Annotated in this window: 22 protein-coding genes and 1 tRNA gene; 10 read left to right on the top strand and 13 right to left on the bottom strand. The window is 64.2% G+C overall.

Annotated features, from left to right (window positions below; all coding sequences use genetic code 11):
• Positions 1-35 precede the first annotated feature (35 nt).
• The 6 genes from QCE48_RS00625 to QCE48_RS00600 all read right to left on the bottom strand — a co-directional run bounded on the left by QCE48_RS00625 (position 36) and on the right by QCE48_RS00600 (position 4608).
• Positions 36-1595 carry a methyl-accepting chemotaxis protein gene (locus tag QCE48_RS00625; protein ID WP_309786709.1) on the bottom strand — a complete coding sequence of 520 codons (1560 nt, stop codon included), beginning with the start codon at positions 1593-1595 and terminating at the stop codon, positions 36-38.
• A 474-nt stretch (positions 1596-2069) separates the two neighbouring features.
• Positions 2070-2145, bottom strand: a tRNA-Ala gene (locus tag QCE48_RS00620).
• 67 nt (positions 2146-2212) lie between these two features.
• On the bottom strand, positions 2213-2575 hold the full coding sequence (locus tag QCE48_RS00615; protein WP_404983008.1) for a c-type cytochrome: 363 nt from the start codon (positions 2573-2575) through the stop codon (positions 2213-2215).
• Positions 2572-3372, bottom strand: coding sequence for a BON domain-containing protein (locus QCE48_RS00610; protein WP_309786712.1), 801 nt, complete (start codon positions 3370-3372; stop codon positions 2572-2574). Before QCE48_RS00610 ends, QCE48_RS00615 begins: the two co-directional genes overlap by 4 nt.
• A 51-nt stretch (positions 3373-3423) precedes the next feature.
• On the bottom strand, positions 3424-4011 hold the full coding sequence (locus QCE48_RS00605; RefSeq protein ID WP_309786713.1) for a phosphoheptose isomerase: 588 nt from the start codon (positions 4009-4011) through the stop codon (positions 3424-3426).
• Positions 4012-4140: 129 nt separating this feature from the next.
• Positions 4141-4608, bottom strand: coding sequence for a YraN family protein (locus QCE48_RS00600; RefSeq protein ID WP_309786714.1), 468 nt, complete (start codon positions 4606-4608; stop codon positions 4141-4143).
• Between QCE48_RS00600 and rsmI the strand changes: the two genes are divergently transcribed.
• Positions 4597-5481 (top strand): 16S rRNA (cytidine(1402)-2'-O)-methyltransferase, encoded by an 885-nt coding sequence (rsmI, locus tag QCE48_RS00595; RefSeq protein WP_309786715.1) that lies wholly within the window; start codon positions 4597-4599, stop codon positions 5479-5481. The genes QCE48_RS00600 and rsmI overlap by 12 nt on opposite strands.
• A 54-nt stretch (positions 5482-5535) precedes the next feature.
• Here rsmI and QCE48_RS00590 read toward each other — a convergent pair whose 3' ends face one another.
• Entirely contained in the window at positions 5536-6144 is a 609-nt protein-coding gene (locus QCE48_RS00590; protein ID WP_309786716.1) for a septal ring lytic transglycosylase RlpA family protein, read from the bottom strand.
• Between the two features lie 651 nt (positions 6145-6795).
• On the opposite strand from QCE48_RS00590, the gene QCE48_RS00585 reads away from it, so the two are divergent.
• The 3 genes from QCE48_RS00585 (at position 6796) to QCE48_RS00575 (ending at position 8644) form a co-directional block, all read left to right on the top strand.
• Positions 6796-7440 (top strand): MBL fold metallo-hydrolase, encoded by a 645-nt coding sequence (locus QCE48_RS00585; RefSeq protein WP_309786717.1) that lies wholly within the window; start codon positions 6796-6798, stop codon positions 7438-7440.
• Positions 7437-8084, top strand: a complete 648-nt coding sequence (locus QCE48_RS00580; RefSeq protein ID WP_309786718.1) for an exonuclease — start codon at positions 7437-7439, stop codon at positions 8082-8084. The genes QCE48_RS00585 and QCE48_RS00580 overlap by 4 nt, the downstream gene beginning before the upstream one ends.
• 101 nt (positions 8085-8185) lie before the next feature.
• The gene (locus QCE48_RS00575) at positions 8186-8644 is read left to right on the top strand and encodes an Lrp/AsnC family transcriptional regulator (protein WP_062638894.1); all 459 of its coding nucleotides are present in this window, start codon (positions 8186-8188) and stop codon (positions 8642-8644) included.
• A 4-nt stretch (positions 8645-8648) separates the two neighbouring features.
• Here QCE48_RS00575 and QCE48_RS00570 read toward each other — a convergent pair whose 3' ends face one another.
• The 3 genes from QCE48_RS00570 to QCE48_RS00560 form a co-directional block, all read right to left on the bottom strand.
• Complete coding sequence (locus QCE48_RS00570) at positions 8649-9860, bottom strand: cation diffusion facilitator family transporter (protein WP_309786719.1); 1212 nt, start codon at positions 9858-9860, stop codon at positions 8649-8651.
• A gap of 224 nt (positions 9861-10084) precedes the next feature.
• Positions 10085-10387, bottom strand: coding sequence for an H-NS histone family protein (locus tag QCE48_RS00565; RefSeq protein WP_309786720.1), 303 nt, complete (start codon positions 10385-10387; stop codon positions 10085-10087).
• Positions 10388-10763: 376 nt separating this feature from the next.
• Positions 10764-11429, bottom strand: coding sequence for a pyridoxamine 5'-phosphate oxidase family protein (locus QCE48_RS00560; protein ID WP_309786721.1), 666 nt, complete (start codon positions 11427-11429; stop codon positions 10764-10766).
• A 158-nt stretch (positions 11430-11587) separates the two neighbouring features.
• On the opposite strand from QCE48_RS00560, the gene QCE48_RS00555 reads away from it, so the two are divergent.
• Entirely contained in the window at positions 11588-12811 is a 1224-nt protein-coding gene (locus QCE48_RS00555) for an MFS transporter (RefSeq protein WP_309786722.1), read from the top strand.
• A 73-nt stretch (positions 12812-12884) separates the two neighbouring features.
• On the opposite strand, the gene QCE48_RS00550 is transcribed toward QCE48_RS00555, so the two are convergent.
• Positions 12885-14030: a branched-chain amino acid ABC transporter substrate-binding protein gene (locus QCE48_RS00550; RefSeq protein ID WP_309786723.1), complete on the bottom strand. Its 1146-nt coding sequence runs from the start codon at positions 14028-14030 to the stop codon at positions 12885-12887.
• A 596-nt stretch (positions 14031-14626) separates the two neighbouring features.
• On the opposite strand from QCE48_RS00550, the gene QCE48_RS00545 reads away from it, so the two are divergent.
• Positions 14627-15334, top strand: a complete 708-nt coding sequence (locus QCE48_RS00545) for a dienelactone hydrolase family protein (RefSeq protein WP_309786724.1) — start codon at positions 14627-14629, stop codon at positions 15332-15334.
• A 243-nt stretch (positions 15335-15577) separates the two neighbouring features.
• Here the strand turns inward: QCE48_RS00545 and QCE48_RS00540 are convergent, their stop codons facing one another.
• On the bottom strand, positions 15578-15760 hold the full coding sequence (locus QCE48_RS00540; protein WP_087631858.1) for a hypothetical protein: 183 nt from the start codon (positions 15758-15760) through the stop codon (positions 15578-15580).
• Positions 15761-15992: 232 nt separating this feature from the next.
• The gene (locus QCE48_RS00535) at positions 15993-17258 is read right to left on the bottom strand and encodes an MFS transporter (RefSeq protein WP_309786726.1); all 1266 of its coding nucleotides are present in this window, start codon (positions 17256-17258) and stop codon (positions 15993-15995) included.
• Positions 17259-17606: 348 nt separating this feature from the next.
• Between QCE48_RS00535 and QCE48_RS00530 the strand changes: the two genes are divergently transcribed.
• The 4 genes from QCE48_RS00530 (at position 17607) to QCE48_RS00515 (ending at position 20780) form a co-directional block, all read left to right on the top strand.
• Positions 17607-17819, top strand: coding sequence for a hypothetical protein (locus tag QCE48_RS00530; RefSeq protein ID WP_116560921.1), 213 nt, complete (start codon positions 17607-17609; stop codon positions 17817-17819).
• Between the two features lie 54 nt (positions 17820-17873).
• Entirely contained in the window at positions 17874-18911 is a 1038-nt protein-coding gene (locus QCE48_RS00525) for a serine/threonine protein kinase (protein WP_309786727.1), read from the top strand.
• Between the two features lie 183 nt (positions 18912-19094).
• Positions 19095-19838 (top strand): PepSY-associated TM helix domain-containing protein, encoded by a 744-nt coding sequence (locus QCE48_RS00520; protein WP_309786728.1) that lies wholly within the window; start codon positions 19095-19097, stop codon positions 19836-19838.
• Positions 19839-20036: 198 nt separating this feature from the next.
• Positions 20037-20780, top strand: a complete 744-nt coding sequence (locus tag QCE48_RS00515) for a PepSY-associated TM helix domain-containing protein (protein ID WP_309786729.1) — start codon at positions 20037-20039, stop codon at positions 20778-20780.
• Positions 20781-20795: the final 15 nt, after the last annotated feature.

Here is a 20795-nt window from a genome sequence, read left to right as displayed (position 1 = left end):
AAGCTGGCCGATCGGCGTGCTTTACTTAGCGGGCTTTACTTCGCCCGCTCCAGCTCGAACACCGCGACCGCGCCTTTCAGTTGCTCGGCCTGATCGGCCATCGCGCCGGCTGCGGCGGCGGCCTGCTCGACGAGCGCCGCGTTCTGCTGCGTCACCTGGTCCATTTGCGCGACCGCGCGGTTCACCTGCTCGATGCCCGTGCTCTGTTCGAGCGACGCCGCCGAGATCTGCTCCATGATGTCGGTCACGCGCTGCACCGCCTGCGTGACCTCGGCCATCGTGAGACCGGCGCGCTCGGCGAGTTCCGCGCCGCTGTCCACGCGCGACGTCGACGTCTCGATCAGCTCCTTGATTTCCTTCGCCGACAGCGCGCTCCGCTGCGCGAGCGAACGCACCTCGCCCGCGACGACCGCGAAGCCGCGTCCTTCTTCGCCCGCGCGCGCCGCTTCGACGGCCGCGTTGAGCGCCAGGATGTTGGTCTGGAACGCGATGCCTTCGATCACGGCGATGATGTCGGTCATGCGCTTGGAGCCGGCGGCCAGATCGCGCATCGTCTCGACGACATCGCCGACCAGTTCGCTCCCCTTCGCGGACACTTCCGACGCCCCGCGCGCAAGGCCACTCGCCTGCTCGGCGCTTTCCGCGTTCTGGCGCACGGTCGAGGTGAGCTCCTCCATGCTCGACGCCGTTTCCTCCAGCGACGCCGCCTGTTCCTCGGTGCGCTGCGAAAGATCGACGTTGCCCTGCGCGATTTCGCGCGAGGCGAGCAGGATCGAGTCGCTCGACTGCCGGATCCCGCCGACGATGTCCGCGAGTTTCACGCTCATGCCCGCGAGGCTGTGCAGCATGCTGTGGCTGTCGCCTTCGCGCAGCGCGACACGCGTCGCGAGGTCGCCGGACGCGATCCGGTCCGCGATCTGCGCCGCGTACCCCGGCTCGCCGCCGAGCTGCGCGGAGAGGCGCCGGGCGATCAGCGTCGCGAGCAAACCCGCGGCGACGATCGAGCCGAGCACGAGCGACACGAGCACGAGGCGCATCGATTCGTATTCGGCCGTCGATGCCTGCTGCGCGGCCGTGGCGCGGCTGCGCTTGAATTCGGCGAGACGCTCGAACGCGCCGCGCGTTTCCTCGCTCGCGGCGATCGCCTGCTGGATCAGGCCCATCTGGTCGAGCGAGACGGGCATCGGCTTCGTGCCGATCTGCATCTGCACGGTGTCTTCCCAGGCGGCTGCGCGCTTGATGGCGGCGTCGTAGAGGGCGATGCCGTCGGCGGAGAGGATCGTCGCGCGGGTGTTCTCGAGCGCGCGGTGCATGCTCGTGAGCGATGCCGCCATGTTCTGCTTGAGCTTTTCCTTGCCGGCGTCGTCGGCGAACGTGAGGTTGGCGGCGGCGAGGTCCGTGTTCAGTTTGTGCTTGTTCGCTTCCTCGACCCAGAAGACGCCGTCGAGATGGCGCGCGCCGATTTCCTCGGTGAGCGCGTGCATCTTCGAGAGGGCCAGCACGCCCGTCCCGCCGACGCACGCCGTAATCACGATGACGACCGCGAACGACAGCAACAGCTTGTTCATCACGGACAGCCGGTCAAACCATTTCATTGCTCTCTCCCATGATCCGACGCCCGCCGATGGATTCGACGAATTGAATCGGATGGTTCTGGCGAATTCTGTATCGCGCACAGACGCTTTACGGCTTTATTAGGCGGATTCTTAAGCGTTGAATGATGGGAATGCGAGGCGGGAAATATGTGCCGAAACGAGGGTGAAAGGCAGCCTGCATAAGGCTTTCATTTTTTTAGGAGAATACGTATGGGACGGCGCGACGGGGCCACGTATGCTTTTTGCATGCGCATTCCATGTATGCGCATGTTGTCGTTGTAACTCTCCGATCTTGTCCGCTCACTGCCACCCGGCGCTGAGCGGTTTTTTTTTTACGCGGTCGGTTCGGGCGAGATGGCGAAGCGGATCGGTTTGGGAGCCGGTGGCAAGCGCACCGAGGGACATCGGCGTCGGAGACCGAAAAGCAAAAAGCGCACGGCATCTTGTGATGTCGTGCGCTTCTTTGTGAATTCGTGGTGGAGAGGAGGAGGATCGAACTCCCGACCTTCGCATTGCGAACGCGACGCTCTCCCAGCTGAGCTACCCCCCCAACGAATTTCGATTCTAGCACAGCCGCCGCATGGTCTGACAAGCGGTCAGGACCCGAATATGCGCCCTCACTTCGAAGGCGCGCCCGCCAGTACCCAGCTCACCACCGTCTGAATATCCGCACTGTTCATTGCGGGATGCGACGGCATCGGAATCGCGCCCCACACGCCCGCGCCTCCGTTCTTCACCTTCAGCGCGAGCTTGGCCGGCGCCGACGCGTCGCCCTTGTACTTCTCGGCGATCTGCTGAAACGACGGCCCGACGAGCTTCCGATCCACCGCGTGGCAGCCCATGCAGGCGTTCCTGCGGGCGATCGCAGTCGCATCGGCGGCCGCGACCGGCTGGTCCGCGGCCCACGCCGGCGTACCCGCCACACCAGAGACCAACGCGCCGACCAGGCCGGCGCACATCATCGAACGCGCCCGCATCATTTGGTCGCGGGCTTCGTCGGATTGCCCGGATGCACGTCCGAGTTCTTGACGGGTGCCGGCGCCTGCTGCTCGAGCGGACGCGAACTCACCGACGAATCCGGCACAGCGCCGACCGTCGGCTCGGTCTGAACCGGCGCCGCGGCGCTCGCCGCGCTTGTGCCCGACGCCGCCGCCGCATTCAGCGCCGAGGCCTCTTCGGGCTTGATGTACTGGAACACCTTAACGACCTGCTCGACGCCCGGCACGCGCGCCGCGACATCGGCGCCATGCGCGCCTTCGTCCGGCGTGACGAGCCCCATCAGGTACACGACTCCGCGCTCGCACACGACCTTGTAGAAGTTCGCCGACAGATCCTTCTCGCCGACCATCGCGGTCTTCACCCGGCCTTCGAGATACGAATCGTTGGCACGCGACGAAATCGAACTCGCGCCCTGCACGGCCAGTTCGTTCACGATACCGCCCACGTTGTTGATGCCGCGCGCGACTTCTTCCGCCTTCTGCTTCGACGCCTCGTCGGGCACTTCGCCCGTCAGCAGCACGCGACGATTGAACACAGTCACGTTGACGTGCGCCTGGTCAGGCAGGTTCTGGTTGATCTGCGTCGTCGCCTTGACCTGGATCTCGCGATCCTCGGTCTGCGCGCCGAGCGTGCGACGGTCCGTCGCGACGAGCGCGCCGCCCGCCACGCCGCCGACCACCAGCAGCGGACATCCCTGCAGCGTCAGTGCGGCGCCGGCCAGCAGGCTCGCCATCAGCGTGGCGCGCGCAAGCGTCGTCTTGACGCGGGTCTTGTTCATCAAATCCGTTCCCCTTGGTTGGTCAGTCTTAATGAATCTGGGTGAGGCCTGTCAGTCTTCGCCCAACAGCATCGCGTCAATGCCGTCGCACAGGCAATGGATGGTCAGCAGATGCACTTCCTGAACGCGCGCCGTGCGCTCCGACGGCACGCAAATAGGGATATCGGTTTCCCCGAGCACCTCTGCGACCACGCCGCCGCCCTTGCCCGTCAGCGCGATCACGATCATCTCGCGCTCGTGCGCTTCCTGGATCGCCGCAAGCACGTTGACGGAATTCCCCGACGTGCTGATCGCGAGCAACACGTCGCCCGCCTGGCCGAGCGCGCGGACCTGTTTCGAGAAGATCTCTTCGAACGCGTAGTCGTTGCCGACGGCGGTCAGGATCGACGAGTCGGTCGTGAGCGCGATCGCCGGCAGGCCCGGGCGCTCGCGTTCGAAGCGGCCGATGAGCCCCGCCGCGAATTGCTGCGCATGCGCGGCGGACCCGCCGTTGCCGCACACGAGAATCTTCGAGCCGTTGGCGAGCGCGCCGAACAGCGCATCGACGGCGGCCGCGATCGGGACCGCCAGCGTTTCGAGTGCTTCGAGTTTGATTGCCGCGCTGTCGCGGAAATGCTGTTGAATGCGTTCGACGGACATCGAGTCTTGAGTTGTGCCGCGTCGCGCGCGGCGGTTCGTTGCGTGCGACGTTCGAGAGCGGCGCGCTCGACGTCGGCAGGAGATTCAGGCTCCGCGCAGTTTACCGCATGCATGCACGCGGGCAGTCGTTCAGGCGTCGTCGGCGCGAAACGCATCGGCGAGCCACACGATGCGCCCCGTATCGAACGCGACGACATCGAAGCGGCACGGCGGCAGTTCGCCCCGCCACGCGCTCAGATAGTGCTGCGCCGCGCGGATCAGTCGCGCGCGCTTGCGTGTGCCGATGCTCGCGGCGGCATCGGCGAATTGCCGGCTCTTGCGCGCACGTACTTCGACGAACACGAGCGCACCGTCGCGATCGCGCATCACGAGATCGATCTCGCCACCGCGACACACGACGTTACGGGCCACGAGCCGCATGCGTTGCCGTTGAAGATAGACGAGCGCGTGCGTTTCGAAAGCATCGCCGACCGATTTGGACACGGCTCCTCCGCAAAAGTTGTGCGGCCACGGCGGCACGCGAAACCCGCGCGGGCCGCCCTGAGCCACATGGCACAATGACGTTCTCCCTCGAACGTAACCCTCATGACGCACCATCTGACCGACCTCGCACAAGGTCAGCACTATCCGGCGGGCGCGCTCTACGTCGTCGCGACGCCGATCGGCAACGTCGCCGACATCACCCTGCGCGCGCTTCACGTGCTCGGACTCGTCGACCGCGTCGCCGCCGAAGACACGCGCAACACGGCGCAACTGCTCTCGCGCTATGGCATCTCGAAGCCGTCGATCGCCGTGCACGAGCACAACGAGCGCAGCGCCGCCGAGCGCGTGATCGAGCATCTGCGCAATGGCGAGCGCATCGCGTGCGTGTCGGACGCGGGCACGCCGGGCATCTCCGATCCGGGCGCCAAGCTCGTCGATGCCGTGCGCGAAGCCGGATTTCCCGTGATCCCGCTGCCGGGCGCGAGCGCGCTCACGACCGCGCTCTGCGCAGCCGGCGCGTGGGTGCAGACGTTCACGTTCATCGGCTTTCTCGCGGCCAAGCCGAAACAACGCGCGACGCAGCTTCAGTCGTTCGCGACGCAGCCGGGCGCGCTCGTTTTCTACGAGGCGCCGCATCGTATCGTCGAGACGGTGCAGGCGCTCGCCGATGCGCTCGGCGGCGAACGGCAGTTGCTGATCGCCCGGGAGCTGACGAAGTTACATGAGAGCCTGCATCGATGCACCCTGGCCGAAGGGCCAACGTGGCTCGCCGGCGATCCGAACCGTCAGCGCGGGGAATTCGTCCTGGTGGTGGAAGGCGCGCCGCAGCAGGCCGCCGCGGATAACGCCCACGACGCGTTGCTGTCGACGCTGCTGGAGGAGTTGTCGGTGAGCAGCGCGGCGCGGCTCGCGGCCACGCTCACCGGAGCGCCGCGCAACGCGCTGTATGCGCGGGCGCTTTACCTCGCCAAATCGGAAGAGGAATAGAAAACGGGCCGTCGAAACGGCCCGTTGTCATGTGATGCGTGCGGTCTGAGCAGATCAGTTCATCTGGCTGTCGGACGCGTACTGGGCACGCGCGACACGCGCTTCCTGTTGCGTCAGGCCTTCGATCTTCACCTTCTCCGTACCCGCGCCGCGCATGCCGAGCGCCGCCGCCGCCGCGTACGACAAATCGATGACCCGCCCGCGTGCGTAAGGACCGCGATCGTTGATCTTCACGACGACCGTCTTCTGGTTCGCCGTATTCGTCACGCGGACCCACGACGCGAGCGGCAGCGTGCGATGCGCGGCGGTGAGCGCGTGCATGTCGTAGCGTTCGCCGCTGGCGGTCTTGCGGCCGTGGAACGGGCGACCGTACCACGAGGCGCGGCCCTGCTGTTCGAAGTTGCCGACGTCCGGGCCGCTCGTGATCGGCTCCGCGTCAGCGAGGGACTTCGATTCTTCGGTCTTTGCAGGAGCGGCCGGCGCCGAATTCAGCTTCGATTCGTAGGCGAGCGGCGCGACTGCGCGGGCACCATTACTGCTGAGGAAATTGTTCCCCGGGTGCTGGCTGGAAGCGCTCAGGTCGCTGGAACCCGGCGCAGCACAGCCGGCCAGGATCGCAACGGCAAAGAGACTCCCGATATGTCGAGTAAGTCGAGCATTCATAGACGTGTATCAACGGTTGCAGAGCCGCCCGGCGACGCGAGAAGCGCGCGCCTGATGGCAGCTCAAGGCTTTTTCCGCGCGACGCAACGCGCCGTTCGATCTTGCGAACGGCCGATGGATGCACGGCTGCGGCGTACCTCGCCGCAATTGCCCGGTTAATTTTCACGTCTGGCGCAACCTGTCCCCGGCAGCCTGACCAGACCCCACATGCCGCCATCGAACGTGGCAATCACGTTCTCGCGCGATAAACAGCGCAGGAACGGCGGCGTAGGCCCCATCCAGCGTCGCGGCAGCTTCGGCCGCAGCAGGCGCATCGCACCTGGCTGGACAAGACGTGCGCATCGAACGGAGTCGATGCTTGAGTTGCAGTTAGGAGGCTTCTGGCCCCCAACAGCGTACTGATGATGATTGTAAAAACGCGCTGGCGTCTGACGAATCATCCATTGATTGCATGGAAGAACACATGCACAAGTGATGCCATTATAGCCAAAAACATTAGTTGGCTACCCGGAACTGCGAATTTCGTCATTGATTTTCACTATGGGTGCAAGAATTGCCGATTTTGACGCCGTTTTTAGGCCCGATGCGGCAGCGCAACGACCCTGCTCCGGCCCCGGTACAATGGACATTTTTACGCGCGGGTTGTAGCCCATGAACGTGACCCTCGTCCCTGTGACGCCTTTTCAGCAGAATTGTTCGATCGTCGTGTGCGAGTCGACGCAGCGCGCAGTCGTGGTCGATCCGGGCGGCGACCTGGAGCGGATCATCGGAGAAATCGAGCGGCAGGGCGTCACCGTCGAAAAGATCCTGCTCACGCATGGACATCTGGATCACTGCGGCGGCGCCGCGGCGCTCGCGGACCACTACGGTGTGAAGATCGCAGGCCCGCACCGCGACGACGCCTTCTGGATCGACCAGTTGCCCGAGCAGAGCAAGCGTTTCGGCTTCGCGTCGGCGCAGGCGTTCACTCCGGCGCGCTGGCTGGAAGACGGCGAAACCGTCGAATTCGGCGACGAAACGTTCGAGGTCTACCACTGTCCCGGCCACACGCCGGGACATGTGATCTTCTTCAGCCGGCGCCATCGGCTGGCGTTCGTCGGCGACGTGCTGTTCGCCGGATCGATCGGGCGCACCGACTTTCCGCGCGGCAATCATGCGGACCTGATCCGCGCGATCCAGGAAAAGTTGTGGCCGCTTGGCGACGACGTCACGTTCGTGCCCGGCCACGGCCCCGCATCGACGTTCGGCGACGAGCGCCGCACCAACCCCTACGTCGGCGACGGAGTGAGCGCATGAACGCGATCCCCGAAATCTATGTGAGCACCGACGTCGAGGCGGACGGCCCGATTCCCGGCCCGCATTCGATGCTGAGTTTCGCGTCGGCGGCCTTCACGGCGGACAAGCAGTTGATCGCCACGTTTTCCGCGAATCTGGAGACGCTCGAAGGTGCCACGGCGCATCCGGTGCAGGCCGCGTGGTGGAAGACGCAGCCTGACGCGTGGGCCGCCTGCCGGACCGACCTGCAAAAGCCGGAAACCGCGTTGTGCGCCTATGTCGACTGGGTCGAGGCGCTGCCGGGCAAGCCGGTGTTCGTCGCGTATCCGGCGGGCTTCGACTTCACCTACATGTTCTGGTACATGATGCGTTTCGCCGAGCGCTGCCCGTTTTCGTGGTCCGCGCTCGACATCAAGACGCTCGCCTTCGCCATGACCGGCCTGCCCTACCGCAAGGCGATCAAGCCGCGTCTGCCGAAGCACTGGTTCGATGAGCTGCCGCACACGCACGTCGCGCTCGACGACGCCATCGAACAAGGGGCGCTCTTCTGCAACATGCTGGCGGAACTGCGGGCGTCGCAGGCGCTCGCGCCGGCAAGCAATGCCGAAGCCGCCGGCGAGGCCGCCGGGCCGGCGAATCCGGAAGGTAAAAACGCGCAGTCTTGACGATGCGTTAGGGAATCTCCCTCACTTCGGGCGCTTCGCATTGCGTTTATTTTCCGGCGCCTCTACCATGAGAGTCAGGTCGCGACCAAACGGAGGCGCAGTTGACTCTCGATACATTCTCACAAAAAATCCTGCGCCTCCTGCAACTGGACGCGCGCCGCTCGGTGCAGGAAATCTCCGACCAGGTCGGGCTGTCGAGCACGCCGTGCTGGCGGCGCATCAAGGACATGGAGCAATCGGGCGTGATTCAGCGCTATACGGCGCTGCTCGATCGCGAGAAGCTCGGCCTGCACGTCTGCGCGCTCGCGCACATCCACCTGACGCGGCACACGGAAGGCGGCGTCGAGCAGTTCGAGCGCGAAATCGCCACCTGTCCGGAAGTGACCGAGTGCTACAGCACGACCGGCGAATCCGACTACATCCTCAAGATCGTCGCGCCCGACATCAAGTCCTACGACGCTTTCCTGCACGACCGCATCTTCAAGATTCCGGCGGTCGCTCAGGTTCGCACGAGCGTCGTGCTGCGGGAAATCAAATTCGACACGCAGTTACCGCTCTGACGTTTCAGCGCGGCGCCGCCGTTTCATTCGCGCCGCGCGCCGTCCGAATCGACGCGCCCTGCGTGCGCACCGCGCGCACCACGCGGATTTCGCGCGCGCCGAGACGCCGTCGCAGCCCTTCGAAATCGACTTGAGCGAGGCGTGCGTCGGCCTGCGCGGTTTCGTCGGCGTTCGCCAGCGCCGGCAGCAGCACGTCGATGTCGAAGCCCCGGCTCAGGTAGTGCAGGTTCATCGAGTCGAACGACAACCCCTGTGCGCCGAGCGCCGCACGCACCGCCTGGCCGACGACCGGACGCATCGGCAACTGGCCGGGCGGCGGATTGACCTCGTCGTTTTCCGGATCGACATGAATCAGCGCGTCGACGACCCGCGCGTCGGTCAGCAAGTACGCGCGCGCCGATTCGGCAATGTAGTGTCCTTCCGACACCGAGATCAGCGGGTCGACGAGAATGTGCGCATCGACGATCGCGAGATCGCCCATTTTCCGCGTGCGCAGTTCGTGCACCTCGCGCACGCCGGGTGTGGAGAGCACGAGCGCGCGCAGATCGTCGGCGGTGGACTGGTCGAGCGCGCGGTCCGAGAGATCCTGCAAGGCGTCCCAGCCGAATATCCAGCCCATCCTGGCGACCATGAAACCGACGATCGCCGCGGCAATCGGGTCGAGCACCTGAAAGCCCGCCATATTGCCGATAATGCCGAGCGCGACGACCAGCGAAGACGCCGCATCCGATCGCGCATGCCAGGCATTGGCAATGAGCATCGCGGACCTGACACGCTCGGCCGCGCGCAGCATGTATCGAAACAGCGCTTCTTTCGAAACCAGCACGACGAGCGCGACGATTAGCGCGGACGAATGGACGGGCGGAATATCCTGAAGGTTCGCAATACGTTCGCCCGCGCGCCATAACATTCCGACGCCCACGGCAATCAGCAATCCGCCAAGAAATAATGAAGCGACGGTTTCATAGCGGCTGTGGCCGTAGTTGTGATCGACATCGGGCGCGGCGGCGCCCTGCCGATTCGCGACGAGCACGACAAAATCCGACACTAAATCGGCGAGCGAGTGAATGCCGTCGGCAATCAGCGCCTGCGAGTGCGCGATTACTCCCACGAAAACCTGCGCCGACATGAGAACCGCGTTCAGCGCGATACTCACGAACGTGGTCCTGCGGGCGATTTCCTGCTTTGCCGCCGGACGTGGGACAGAGAGCGACATGAGTTGAATCTGATTAAATGCGGTGCTTTATTTTAACAAGCGAACACTAATGGCGCTCGGAATTCGAAGAGAAATTCCTTAGAAATCATTGGGTTATTGAAACAGGACGCGTTCTCGTCTGCGCCTTTTGCCGCCTGCGCGCAACCCGAAAGAAAAGTCCCGGGCGCACGGCGAACAAAAAAAACCGCGCCAGTGGGCGCGGCCTCCATCCGGAGCGGCGATTCTTATTTCTGGATCAGAAAACTGTCGCGTTCCTGGCCCGCGATCCATTTCGGCGGCTTTCCCCGCCCGGACCACGTATTGCCGCTCTGCGGGTCCCGGTACTTCGGGGCTACGCCTGCGCGCGCACGCGGAGCTTTTGCGCCCTTGGCGCTTCGACCGCCAGCCAATTCCTGGAGCGTGATGCCGTAATCAGCCATTTTCTGCTTGATCTCATTAAGTACTTCGGCATATTCCCGCGACTTGGCCTCTTCAATCTGTCGTTCCAGATTCTCGCGCTGGGCGAGGAGTTCCTTGTATGAAGACATGGTAATTCCCTTGTGGTTTGTAAAAACATGCGAGTCGTATCGCTCGCTTCCATTTATCGGTTGGCCTCGGGTTGAAGCGCAGATTAACACAAATCGATTTAGGAATGCATGTGGGCGAGGACACTAAAATCGGAACCGAAAGTTTCCTCGTAACAATTGGTGCTAATTCGGAAACGCTCGGCAGCGAATTTTCTTAATTCCGGATATAGATCTGCACGCCAAGTTGCCGTCGCATGAAAGCGGCGCAATACGAAGCGGCATCGGATTTCATGGCGTGAGAGTTTCGTGCGATTTTTAGGTGCGGCAATATTTTCCATTCCGTCCCGAATTATTCGCGGCGCGACAAATTTCTTCAACTGAGAATCCTGCGGCGCTTTTATCGGTGACGCTCCACCCAGTCGAACAACGCGGCTTTCAACTCCGTTACCGTGGCTTTGGGTTTATCGAACGTGAAACGATTGCGACGGCCATTCTGCCGGAAATCACATCCATATCGGTCCAGGCCCAATAATTCCAGCGTAGCGGGGCGCTCGTCTAAATCATCGAAAAGTGCGCACAGCAGCGTTTCTTCATTTGCCGAAAGCGGTTCGAGCGAGTCGAGTGCGTCCGCAGCGAGCCAGCCCATCGCGCCGAAACCGCCGATAAAGCGCATTCGTTCCAGCGACATGGTCCAGAACGTAAAGTCGCCTAATCCGAGATAGCGCTCGGCTTCGGGGTGATATCTCAGATAGCGGCGCGCCAAATCGGACGATTCCTCGGGCGGCGCGGGAGAAAATGAGCCGAGCATCGTGAGGCGCTGCCCTTCGAGCACGTTGCCGTCCGACGCATGCGCGACCAGAAAACCGGCACGCGAATCCGCGTGGAGATTGCGCGTGTGCTCGGCGAGATGGCTGATGAGCAGCATCGGCACGTGGCGCGCCGTCGGCGCGAACGGCAGCGCGGTGGGATACGGAAACCCGCGCGGATCGCGGGAATGCGTGGCAAGCGTGCCGTCCGGCACTCGATGCAGCAGATGCAGCGGCGCATGCGGCGGAATGTTCACGGCTCGGTTCCTCGTTCGGGATGGGGCGGTGCGCGCGAGTCCGGCCGCGCCACCGATCCCAATCGATCTTAATGCACCGCGCCTGAGCATGTCTTTAGACCGTTCGATAGAATCGAAAGCTCTCCGCTTACGCCCTCCTCTTCCGAACGAGCCCTTTCGTGTCCGAATCGACGTCCGCTTCAAGTTCCATCGACCACAACGCGTCACTCGCGGCGCATCGCAAGCTGCCGCTTGCCGCGCGCGAACGCGCGCGCTACGCGACGATGGCCGTTTTCTTCATCGCGGGCATGCTCTACGCGTCGTGGGGCGTGCACGTGCCGACCGTGCGCGACAAGTTCGCGCTGAGTCCCGGCATGCTCTCGTTCGCGCTGCTCGCGGTCGCGGGCGGCTCGATCTTCGCGATGCTCACGACCGGCTCGTGGATCGCCCGCGCCGGCACGCGCGCCGCCTGTCTCGCGGGCGGCATCACGATGACGATCTGCTGCGCGCTGATCCTCGTCGCGCCGTTCTTCTGGATGCTGCTCGCCGTGCTGGCCGTGTTCGGCTTCGGCATGGCGACGCTCGACGTCGCGATGAACGCCGAGGCGAGCGCGGTCGAACAGGCGCTCGGGCGGCCGATCATGTCGTCGCTGCATGGCATGTTCAGCATCGGCGGGATGGCGGGCGCGGCGGCAGGCGGCGCATTGCTCGCGCACGGCATGGCGCCGGCCGTGCATCTCGCGCTGGCTGCGGTGGCGAGCGTGATCGTGATCCTGATTTCGATGCCCGCGGTGCTGCCGCACGTTCCGCATCACGAGGCGCACGCGAAGGCGTCGTCGTCGAACCGGTGGCGATCGTCCGCGCTGTGGGCGCTCGGCGGCGTCGCGCTGATCGCGCTGATCGCCGAAGGCGCGATGTACGACTGGGCGACCGTCTACATGCGCGACGTCGTGCTCGCGAGCCCCGCGCTCTCCAGCGCGGCCTACGCGGCGTTCACCGGCGGCATGGCGGCGGGACGCTTCGGCGGCGACTTCGTGCGCGCCCGCTTCGGCGCGCCGCAACTGGTGTTCGGCAGCGCGGCGCTGGCGTTCGTCGGAATGCTGATGGCGTTGCTGCTGCCGCGCACGATCGCGACGATGACCGGCTTCACGCTGATGGGCCTCGGCCTCGCGAACATGATGCCGGTGCTGTTCGCCGCTTCGACGCACGTGAAGGGCGTGAGCGCGGCCGAAGGCCTCGCGCAGGTGGCGGGCCTCGCCTATTTCGGCTTGCTGATCGGGCCGGTGCTGATCGGCGGGGTGGCACAGGTGAGCACGCTGCCGGTCGGCTTGTCGGTCGTGGCGGCGTGTTGCGCGCTGATCGCGCTCGTGGCGCCGCGCATGCTCAGGCGGCTGAAGGTATGAAAAAGGCACGCCCAAGGCGTGCCTTTGTCGCTTCCGTCAGGCGACTCCGTTCGAAGTCGCCATCGAGCGGCATTTACATCTTGACCACGTCGAGCAGCGTCTTCTTGCCCTTCTTGTAGTCGTACAGCGAGATCACGCCGTGCTTCAGGTCGCCCTTCGAATCGAAGGTCGTCTGGCCGATCACGCCCTTGTAGTCCGTGTTCGGCATCGCGGCGAGAATCTTCGCCGGATCGGTCGAGTTCGCGCGCTTCATCGCGTCGACGACGATGTACACGGCGTCATACGTGAACGGCGCGTAGATCTGGATGGGCTGGCCGAAACGCTTCTTGTACTTCTCCGCGAACGCCGCGCCGCCTTCCATCTTCTCGAGCGCCATGCCGGCTTCCGAGCACACGACGTTGTCGGTGGCGTCGCCCGCCAGGTCCGACAGCTTTTCGGTACACACGCCGTCGCCGGCCAGCACCTTGGCACGCAGGCCGAGCTGCTTCGCCTGCTTGGCGAACGGGCCGCCCGTCGCGTCCATGCCGCCGAACATCACGGCGTCCGGGTTTTCGCCCTTGATCTTCGTCAGAATCGCGCGGAAGTCGACGGCCTTGTCGTTCGTCGCGTCGTGCGAGATCACCTTCAGACCGAGCGACTTCGCGGTCTTCTCGAATTCGTTGGCGAGACCCTGGCCGTAGGCGGTCGAGTCGTCGACGATCGCGACGCTCTTGATCTTCAGTTGCTTCGCGGCGTAGTTGGCGAGCGCCGGGCCTTGCTGCGCATCGGTCGCGACGACGCGGTAGGTCGTCTTGAAGCCTTGCTGCGTATAGGTCGGGTTCGTGGCCGACGGCGAAATCTGGACGATGCCCGCGTCGCTGTAAATCTTCGATGCCGGGATCGACGTGCCCGAATTCAGGTGACCGACGACGGCAACGACCTTGTCGTCGACGAGCTTCTGCGCGACCTGCGTGGCGGTACGCGGGTCGGCCGCGTCGTCTTGCGGGTCGAGCGCCAGCGTGATCTTCTGGCCGTTGATCGTCAGGCCCTTCGCGTTGATTTCTTCGACTGCGAGTCGCGCGCCGTTTTCGTTATCCTTGCCCAGGTGGGCAATGCCGCCGGTCAACGGTGCGACGTGACCGATCTTGACGGTTTCATCGGCTGCTGCGGATGTTGCCATCGCTGCGAACATCATTGCTGCGGCGCTGATCGGCAACACTTTTTGAAGCTTGGTCTTCATGTAAGTCTCCAGTTTCGGTCCCAAAAACAACGTAATCGCCCTGTGCCCCGTCTTTCATCACGATCGCTCAGTCCCGTGGACGACCACGCCGGATGCATCGTCATGCACTTGGCAAGTCCTTCAGCGCGGCCGTTTTTGGCAGCCGCCATCCGCACTGCGCGCAAGTGTAGGGTTGTCAAATTAATTTAGGGAAGTTTTTTGGGATAGTGGTGCGACTACTGAGCAAAGTGTTGTTGAGAAGCCTTGCCAAATGTGCTGGCATTCGTGCAAAGCCCCTGTACATGCGGGTTTCGGAGCACTCGGGCACGCAATGGCGCTAATCGTTTCAGGTGTGTCGAATACGCGCCGTTAATCGCCGATGCCCTTTCTTATTGGCTTGTTTTTAAAAGCTTATTTGTAGATGCATCGCTCTAATTCAGCGGCACGGTCAAACGCCGTGCCTGCTCTTTGAACAGCGGCGTTTTCTTTCGATCGCGCTACGGCCCGAGCACGCTGAAAGTCGCTCGTAGCGGCCGGAGCGCCGCGCCAGCAGGGGCGATCGAATGGTGGCAAACTCCTTGACCCCACTTCACACACGCATTTCAAGGAGCATCGACGTGACCACGACCGTGACTTCACAATGGATCGACATTCCCGCCGGCAGCGACAGCTTCCAGGGCTATCTCGCACTGCCGAAGACGGGCAAGGGCCCGGGCGTCATCATCCTGCAGGAGATTTTCGGGGTGAATGCGCACATTCGCAGCGTCGCGGACCAGTACGCCGCCGACGGTTACGTCGCGCTGGCGCCGGACGTTTTCTGGCGCACGCAGCCGCGCGTGGAACTCGGCTATGAAGGCGCCGACCGCGAAAAGGCGATGGAACTGCTGCAGAAGACGGATCTGGCGAAGGCCGTCGCCGACGTCGGCGCGGCCGCGAGCGCGCTGCGGGCCTTGCCCGAAGTGAGCGGCCAAATCGCCGCGATCGGCTATTGCTTCGGCGGACGGCTCGCGTATCTGGCGGCGGCCGAGGGCACGATCGATCTGGGGGTCGCCTATTACGGCGGCGGCATCCAGAACCAGCTAGACCGCGCCGACGGCATCAAGGTGCCGATGCAGTTCCACTACGGCGAACTCGACGCGCACATTCCGGTGTCGGCGGTCGGCGAAGTGCGCGAGCGTTTCGCGGGCCGCAACGACGCCGAAGTCCACGTCTATCCGAACGCCGATCACGGCTTCAACTGCGGCGAGCGCGCGTCGTACAACGCGCGGGCGTCGGCGCTGGCGCACGGCCGCACGCTCACCTTCCTCGGCGAGCATCTGCGCTAGGCGCGCGGGCGTCGCGGGCGTCGCGTGAAAAGATCATGCGCGACGCCCCACTCCTCGCTCGAGCGAAAACCGAAGCGTTCCGCCACCGCCATATGGAACATGCGCCAGCGCTGAAACCAGTGCGGCGCATCGGCGGGTCCGCAGGTATGGATCAGGAGCGGCGAGCAGCGAGAGGCGCGTGCGCGCCGCGTCGAAATTGACGAGCCAGTCGTTCGCGCGAAAGCGTCAGCCGTTGACGTTGCGCTATATCAGCGCCGGCAATCCCTCGACCAGCAGGAACGCTACCAGCACGCCGACCAGCGCGCCGAACGCTCGAAGCACGTTGTTCTTGAAATGCGATGCGCACGGAATGGCGCCAAGAAAAAGTGCGCCGGCAAGCGCCATCGGGATGATCAGGATGAAGTCGCCGATAGTGAAGTACGTCATTGCTCGTCTCCCTTCGTCTTACCCGGCGCCGCGCGATGTTCGCCCGGCGCTGTACTGACGATTCGAGTATAGGCCGCGCTTTCGCGACATGCCGCACGATATGACCGACGCTGTGTGGCGCGCCGGACGCTCGGCCTTGCCAGTCAAGCGTCTGCGGCGGTCCGAATTAAGCGGACGCGGAAAAACCCTTAGATTCGCCAGGTTTCGATTCGCTTTCGAATGACGATTGCGTTCACGCCGCCGAACCGCGCTCGCGCCGGTCGAGATACACCGCGCCCGCGAGTCCGACGAAGAGCAGCGCCGCGATCAGCCCGACGACGCCGCTCCAGCCGAAGCCGGTCCAGAAATGGCCGCCATACGAGCCGATCACGCTCGACCCGATGTAATACGCGAGCAGGTAAAGCGCGGCCGCCTGTCCTTTTGCATGCAGGGCGAGGCGTCCGACCCAGCCGCTCGCCACCGAATGCCCGGCGAAAAAGCCGAACGTCAGACACGCGATCCCGCCGACGATGACCGGCAGCGACATCGACATCGTCAGCAGGACGCCCGTCATCATCAGCGCGAGACTCGCGATCAGCACGCGCCCGCGCCCGAAGACGTCGGCCATTTTTCCGGACCACGGCGACGCGACGACGCCCGTCAGATAGACGGTGAAGATCGCGCCGATCTGCGTCTGATTCAGTCTGAACGGCGCGCCGATCAGCCGGTAGCCGACATAGTTGTACAGCGTCACGAAGCTGCCCATCAGCACGAAGCCCATCAGGAAGAGAAACGGCAGGTCGCGGTTCCGGATGTGCGCGGCGAGCGCGCTTCGATGGTGACGAAAGCCCATGCCGCGCCTCGGCACGAAGCGTCGCGAGGGCGGCAGGAGCGCGCGGAACGCGAGCGTCGAAAGCAGCCCGAGCGCGCCGATGCCGCCGATCGCCACACGCCACGAAAAGAAATCCGCCAGCACGCCGCTGATCACGCGGCCGGCCATGCCGCCTATCGCGGTGCCGCCGACGTAAAGCCCCATCGCGAGTCCGAGCCCTTCCGGTTCGACCTCTTCCGCCAGGTATGCCATCGCGACGGCGGGCACGCCGCCGAGCGCGAGCCCTTCGAGCGCGCGCACGAAAAGCAGCGCGTGCCAGCTCGGCAGGAACGCGGCGATGATCGTGAGGATCGACGACGCCGTGAGCGACATCGTCATCAGGCGATGGCGGCTCCAGCCTTCGGAGACGAAGCCGGCGACGAAGATCGCGAGCGCGAGCGACGCCGTCGAGACCGACACCGACAGCGCGCTTTCTGCCGGACTGACGCCGAAGGCCGCGCTGAATTCGGGCAGAAGCGGCTGCACGCAATAGAGCAGCGAGAAAGTCGCATAACCGGCGAACAGCAGCGCGAGCGACGCGTGCCAGTAAGCGCGCGAGCCGCGTTCGAGGAAAGGCGGGGAATCGGGAGAAGAAGGACGGCGGGTACGGGAAGACGAGGGCCGGTGCGGCGCCGGCGAAACTGTCACGACAAACCTCCGGGAACGCAAAAACCCCTTACCTTACGCCAAACGCAAGCATCGTGCCGAGCGTGGCATCGGGCGCTTTCGTCGTCCTTTCGTGATGCCGCGCGTTGTCATGCGCACGTAACCGGATCGCGATTCGTTGGATGCTGGACACGCGACACTTGGACCGCGCGCGCTTCGATGCGCTAAAGTAGAAGCGCAATACGAGCAACGAAGCCGCCCGCGGTTTGCGCATGGCAACGCGCGCAAGCGGCCGCAGTCTGGTGCACCGGCCCTGGAAAGCCCGTGCTTGGTAACCATAATTTGACCGGCGCGAGACGTCCGCAGCCGGCACTCTGACGGGGATTCATCATGCAAATCGGTTCGATTGTCCGCTCCGTGCATATCGCCGTGCCTCAGGGCGCGCGCGGCATCGTGATGCGAATTCTTGGCGACATGGCGATGGTCGCGTGGTACGCGGGCGAGCCCGGCGTGTCGCAGTTGCTCAACACGGAACCGTTCTTCCTCGAGGATCTCATCGACACCGGCGATATCGTGCGGCCGGCGAATTCCGTCGTTCACTAGGATTTGCGGGCAACGGCGCGTGCCGGCCGCGTCAATGCGCGGCACAATGCCGGGATGAACCACGACCAGTCAGCAGCACCCGGCGATGCGCAATCCGCGCCGCCTTTCGCCGGACTCACGCCCGAGCGCGTCCTCGACGCGCTCGACAGCGTCCTCCTGCCCACGGGCGAGCGCACCGACGGGCGCATGCTCCCGCTCAACAGTTACGAGAACCGCGTCTACCAGGTCGGCATGGAAGACGGGCCGCCGGTCGTCGCGAAGTTTTATCGGCCGAAACGATGGTCGGACGACGCCATTCTCGAAGAGCACGCGTTCGTCGCGGAACTCGCCCGGCGCGAGATTCCGGCCGTGCCCGCGCGCGTGCTGAACGACGCGTCGCTGCATCATTTCGACGGCTTTCGCTTCTCGATCTTCGAGCGCCGCGGCGGCCGCGCGCCGGACATCGACGGCCGCGACAGCAGCGAAATGCTCGAATGGCTCGGACGCTTCATCGGGCGGATTCACGCGGTGGGCGGCATCGAGACGTATCGCGAGCGGCCGACGCTCGATATCCAGAGCTTCGGCTTCGAGCCGCGCGATTTCCTGCTCACGCACGACTTCGTGCCCCGCGACGTGCGCGCAGCCTACGAGAGCGTCGTGCGGATGGCGCTGGAGGGCGTCGAACGCTGCTTCGAGCGCGCGGGCGACATCCGCCCGATCCGGCTGCACGGCGACTGCCACCCGAGCAACGTGCTGTGGACCGACGCGGGCCCGCATTTCGTCGATTTCGACGACAGCCGCATGGGTCCGGCCGTCCAGGATCTCTGGCTGCTGCTGCCGGGCGAGCGCGCGGAGGCGTCGCGCGCGCTTGCCGATCTGCTCGCCGGCTACGAGGATTTCTGCGATTTCGAGCCGCGCGAGTTGCATCTCGTCGAGGCGCTGCGCACGCTGCGGCTGATTCACTATTCGGCGTGGCTCGCGCGCCGCTGGGACGACCCCGCGTTTCCCGCCGCGTTTCCGTGGTTCAACACGCAGCGTTATTGGGAAGACCGCATCCTCGAATTGCGCGAGCAGGTCGGCGCGATGGACGAAGGGCCGCTCTGGCCGGTCTGAATCCCTTTCCTTTCGTTTCACCTTCCTCCGTTTCATTACGGCGAATTTCAGCGGGTTGAACAAACCCATTCGCCGTGTAATGATAACGATTCTCATTTGTTGCCTGTCAGGGCCAATGAAGACCGATGCGGCGGCGACCGCTCCGGTCCGATTTCCTTTTCCCGCCGAATAACGGAGAGACGCGTGAACGCGCCCGACCACATCGAGCAACAAGCGCCATCGAAGGCATCCGCCAAGCGCTATAAACAACACACCGAGCCGGGAACGCATCGCCTCATCGACGACGCGGAGCAAGCCGTGCGTCGTGGTCGCTCGCGGCGCGCGACGTTCATCAAGTGGCTGCGCAAGGTGCATGGCTGGGTCGGGCTGTGGGGTGCGGTGCTCGGGCTTCTGTTCGGCACGACGGGATTTCTGCTCAACCATCGCGGCGGGCCGCTGAAGGTTTCGACCGGCGAACCACAGGTCTCGCAGATGCAGCTTGCCGTGCCCGCGCAAGGACTTCGCTCGCCGAAGGAACTCGGCGGATGGCTCAAGCGTGAATTGAAGATCGACGGGAATGTCGGCCGCGTGAAGCGCGAAGCGGCGCGGCCTGTTGCGTGGGGCGATCAGAAGGCGATACAGCCGGAGCAGTGGACGGTGATGATTGCGTCGCCGGGCGGCGGGGTGTCGGCGGAATACTGGGTGGGGAACGGCTTCGTGTCGGTGAAGCGCACGGAAAACAGCTTCCTCGCGACGATGAGCAATCTGCACAAGGGCGTGGGATTGAGCGTGGGCTGGGTGCTGCTGATCGACACGCTCGCGGGCAGCATCATTCTGCTCTCGTTGACGGGCGTGCTGCTTTGGACCGAATTGAACAAGCGGCGGACGGTGGGCGTGGTGCTCGTGGGGGCGTCGATTGTCGCGGCGGTGGTCTGCGGGATGATGTGAACGCGACACCGCTCACACGCATGCATCTCGCATGAGTTTGCAATTGTTAACGTTCCAGGTTTTTTTAGAGACAAATCGACTCCTAGAATCGGTGCACGCGGGCTGCTTACGCGGACAACCGCTGTTACGTATCAGGACCGATGCTGCATCGACCGCTTCGGTCCGATTCCCTTTCCGCGCTGAATGACGGAGAGACGCGTGAACGCACCCGACTACATCGAGCAAGAAGCACCATCGAACGCATCTGCGAAGCGGCACAAACAACCTCCAGAGCCGGGAACGCATCGCCCCATCGACGATTCGGAACAGGCCGTGCGTCGCGGTCGCTCGCGGCGCGCGACGTTCATCAAGTGGCTGCGCAAGGTGCATGGCTGGGTCGGGCTGTGGGGTGCGGTGCTCGGGCTTCTGTTCGGCACGACGGGATTTCTGCTCAACCATCGCGGCGGGCCGCTGAAGGTTTCGACCGGCGAACCGCAGGTCTCGCAGATGCAGCTTGCCGTGCCTGCCGACGGACTTCGCTCGCCAATTGAACTCGGCGGATGGCTCAAGCACGAGTTGAAGATCGACGGGAATGTCGGGCGTGTGAAACGCGAAGCGGCACGCCCGGTCGCGTGGGGCGATCAGAAGGCGATACAGCCGGAGCAGTGGACCGTGACGATTGCGTCGCCGGGCGGCGGGGTGTCGGCGGAGTATTGGGTGGGGAATGGGTTCGTGTCCGTGAAGCGCACGGAGAACAGCTTCCTCGCGACGATGACCAATCTGCACAAGGGCGTGGGATTGAGCGTCGGCTGGGTGCTGCTCATCGATACGCTCGCGGGGAGCATTATCTTGCTCTCCCTGACAGGCGTGCTGCTTTGGACCCAGTTGAACAAGCGGCGGGCTGTGGGTGTGGTGCTCGTGGGGGTGTCGATTGCGGCGACGGTGGTTTGCGGAATGATGTGAGGCGCTTCTGGGTCG

Source organism: Caballeronia sp. LZ024, from assembly GCF_031451455.1.
Lineage (GTDB): Bacteria > Pseudomonadota > Gammaproteobacteria > Burkholderiales > Burkholderiaceae > Caballeronia > Caballeronia telluris.
The sequence above is the reverse complement of the archived record's forward strand: the minus strand, read 5'-3'. Positions and strand labels throughout refer to the sequence as shown.